The organism is Okeania hirsuta (assembly GCF_003838195.1).
GTDB lineage: Bacteria > Cyanobacteriota > Cyanobacteriia > Cyanobacteriales > Microcoleaceae > Okeania > Okeania hirsuta.
The window spans coordinates 1-3630 of record NZ_RCBY01000417.1 but is presented as its reverse complement, the minus strand read 5'-3'; the positions used below and the strand labels follow the sequence as shown (position 1 = coordinate 3630).

Here is a 3630-nt window from a genome sequence, read left to right as displayed (position 1 = left end):
GAGTTGGTAATAGCTTGGGAAGGAAAGCAATATACGGCCAATGACAGACTGGTGGAGGTGCCTGCGATTGATAGTATCTACACAGAATTCGAGGAGGAGACCGGAATTACAGATGAGGGCTATTTTGTGAAAATCAATTCCCAGGATCCGGTTGGTATTCCTAATTTTTATCATTACCTACCCGCGTATAGCCGGAACAATGAGCTCATTGTGATTCCTGATCCTGCGGAATGCCAGAACTATCATCTTGAAATGATGAGTTCTTTGATGGTGAAAATAGGGTAGGGGTCAATCCTAATGAAGAGGCTATATTGGAGGTTGGAGATAAGCGTTTAGTGGAACAAATTGGTATCTCTGAAACCTACTATGATTTCCTCTTTGAATTGTACACCTTGACGGGTAACCAGGGTTTATCCTTCACCGGTAACCCTCCTCCAGCAACTATAGTAGGAAATATCCAAAGTCAAGAACCACTTCAGTACAAGGCCCTTGCTTTTTCTCAGTGATCGATGTCAAAAAGAAAATCCATACTTGTTGAGGAATAAATAAAAGGTAGTCTATACGCTTCACCCAGAAAATGAGCTAATGGCGCTCAACACTTCTAGTGTTAATGGGAATTCCTCAGTTTCGGTTCTGCGGAGTTTTTAACTATGCAAAATAAGCATAAAAGCCTTGTCCCGCCTAACGGGATGAGTCCCCTCATCCCGTGAATCTCCCCGCCCATTCTCAAAATCTACTGCTTTACAATCCTCAATACACTGCGAGGCTTCATCTGATTGCAAAATCAGTTAGGTACATACCTGGCGGGTACGGACTCATATCTATCGCCTGCTGCCCAGAGAGCAATATCAGATCGCCAAAGTTGCGTGACCATTTAAGGTGGAAATTGAGCCTATGAGATTACGCTGACCGGTGTATTCTACAATCAAGTTACCAGCTACGGGATTCGCCGGAAACACCTTGGTTTCGGCTGCCAGCGGGGATTCGGTGGCAACTAAGAGATCCATCCCGTCACAGTCCTCATCGATCCCATTGTTGGGGATTTCGATGGCAGTGGGGTTGATTGATTTGTCTTGATCTTCACAATCTTCCCATAAGGGGAAGCTGTCCTAATGGCATCTAGCGAACCTGACCATCAGGGTTCTCAACGGTATTGGTTATGATGGGTTGATTGAAATCAAAGAAGATAGCGGCTTCATTTTGGATATGGTCAAACTCTTTAGAATCTGCTGATTTAGGAGCTATCGTGAAGTGGACGAAGCCATGACTCTCGGCTTCGTTGGTGGGTGCTGTCCGTAGATAGATTGTTGGGGAAATAGAAGGTGACCAACCTTCTTTGTCGAGATTAGCGGCGTAGTGATGACTGGATATTCCTGGGGTAAAGGTTTCCCAATCGAGTAAGGGCGAGAGATGGTCTTCAATCCGGATGTTGATCGCTGTGTCGCTTCCTGTTATTTTGAAGGCGAACGGTATAAGCTAAGGGTTCATCAAAGGTGTATAGTTTTCCCCCTGCGAAATCTGCCGCGGGCGGGTAATACCAATTTGTCGTTTGGGTCTATGGGCGCAACGAAATGGTGGAGGAAAAGTTAAACTGAACTGCTTGCACTACTTCTCCGTCTTCTTTCTGGTAGCGAGTCAAGGGCCTGCAATTGCAGGATTTCTCCGTTGTAACTCCTCGCTGGGCATTTTAAGGGCGATCTGAACTTGGAAGTATGATTTTGGTCAAATGCTTAGGTTTGTTCCACCACCAAAGTGTATCCCTTCGATCTGATCGGGTGGGTTTTCGGATTCTACTAGCTCTACCAGTTCGTTGAGCACTAATCCTAGTTGTCCGTTTGTGCCTCGACAACCGGTATTGTCTGCCTTGATCCAAAAGGGAAACGGTAAACCCACATCGGGTCGGACCAGAATGGATATGTGCTTGTAGATCGATTAAATCACTGTTGTTGAAGAGTCCAAAGTCCAGTGGTTCGGTGGATTCACTATTAGCCTCAATAGGGTAGGAGAGTGGTTCCGTTGTAATTTCCCAGCACTGGGCCTACATCTGGGAGATTTCATCTTGTCCACTATTTTAAAAAGAGTTCGTAATAACCTTCATCAATTGGTGAAAGTATAGGCGTGTTGCGCTGATCCTCGGATGCTCACTCTGGGAATGCCTACTTCATCATTATCCTGTACACCGGTTTCTGTTTTGGTCCAGAAATACCCGCCCTTGAGCCTGCAGCTTTGAGGCCAAAATCTTACATACCAGATTTCTTCTCCATAGCGGGACTCTTCGGCAATAAAGAATAGCTTGCCTTTGTACTGTACCATATTTCTATAGTCACTCGAAAAAGCCTCCTGCCCCTAAGGGGTTGTGTCCCTTCTTCTGTACGTCGGTGATCCAAAGCTCCGTCCCATTGGTGCGAGTTTTAGCAGTAAATACTAGAAACCATTGATTTCAATGAAATTGGAGGGGTCTGAAGATCCATCCGGTTCAATGTCCTTTACCATCCCGCGTTCCTTCGCTAGTTCCGTCGGTGATCCAGAGTTCACGTCCATTTTCTTCCGTGCTGTGGATGAAATAGATCATGTCGCCGATATGTATCAGCTCGTTAAAAAAGTAGGTTTGCGTATCATCTAGTAATTGTGTCCCTTCTACGGTGCCATCTGTTATCCAGAGATCTGGTCGCAAGTAAAGAGCAATTTTTCGCCTTGGCCTTTATACTGAGTGGAGAAAACTGGGGGAAATAGTCAAATTCGGCTAGCTTAATGGTCCCCTCCTCTGTGCCATCTGTTACCACAGTGCAGCAGTGGGAGAGGACCAGCGACAAAATAGACGAAGATTTCCTTGTCGGTAAAAAATTCTTAGGGTTTGAATGTTCCAGCGACCAGGGTTAAGGTCTTTCAGCATGCGGCTTCCCGTTAAGGTACCATCGCTTAATCCACAATTCACGTCCGTGGTTTCATCCTCTGGCGGAGAAGAACAATAAGTCTCCGTTGGTGGCAATATGGGTGCTTGAACTGATGCCCATCTGTGTTCCAGGCGTAACTTCAAAGGCTAAGCCTGTTCCGGAGAGGGTACCATCGCTTTTCCACCATTCGGTACCATGCGCCGAGGTTGTTATCAAAAACCACATCCTCGTCTTTATAGTTGAGTATTCCTGAACTAAAGGCTGGTCTTTCGCCATTGTTGAAGTGGAGGCATTTGCCCTGAACCTTGTGGTGTACCATCGGTGTGGAAAATGCCCCGTCGTTGTCGATAATGGTACCCCTTTTGCCCTTGTAAAAAATGTAAAAACTCAAATACGCTGTAAGCTGTGTCCAGGCTATTGGTTTGGGGTTCATTCCTCTACTGGTCCAAAGTATATCGTCTTCGTGAAGAATAATCGCCCTTCCCTGCTTGCAACTGATCTAAATTTGACCAGCATATAAGTCATCCATATCGTATAGAATGGTGGTGCCCTCGCTGGTTCCATCACTGACGTAAAAGGTGTTGCCAACTACTGGATCCCTGGCAAAGAAATAAAGGTGATCATTGATGACCGTGAAGCCTGCAGGACTGGGATGATCGTAGCCTTCGACTATTTCTTTTAGCACATGTGTACCCGCTAGGGTACCGTCAGATACCCAAACTTCTTCGCGAAAATC

General features: G+C 45.9%; 3 protein-coding genes and 1 pseudogene. 1 reads left to right on the top strand and 3 read right to left on the bottom strand.

Translation table 11 applies throughout. From position 1 onward, the window contains the following. The coding region (locus D5R40_RS36585) for a DUF4249 domain-containing protein (protein WP_205127775.1) at positions 1 to 285 on the top strand (285 nt) is incomplete at its 5' end. A gap of 563 nt (positions 286 to 848) precedes the next feature. Here D5R40_RS36585 and D5R40_RS43175 read toward each other — a convergent pair. The 3 genes and pseudogenes from D5R40_RS43175 to D5R40_RS31175 form a co-directional block, all read right to left on the bottom strand. Then, a pseudogene (locus D5R40_RS43175) lies at positions 849 to 1076 on the bottom strand (putative metal-binding motif-containing protein); the annotation flags it as partial. 43 nt (positions 1077 to 1119) lie between these two features. Continuing rightward, the gene (locus D5R40_RS43605; protein ID WP_445974458.1) at positions 1120 to 1455 is read right to left on the bottom strand and encodes a DUF7619 domain-containing protein; all 336 of its coding nucleotides are present in this window, start codon (positions 1453 to 1455) and stop codon (positions 1120 to 1122) included. A 1938-nt stretch (positions 1456 to 3393) separates the two neighbouring features. Further along, positions 3394 to 3630 (bottom strand): hypothetical protein (locus D5R40_RS31175; protein WP_205127774.1); only part of this gene is annotated, 237 nt, incomplete at its 5' end.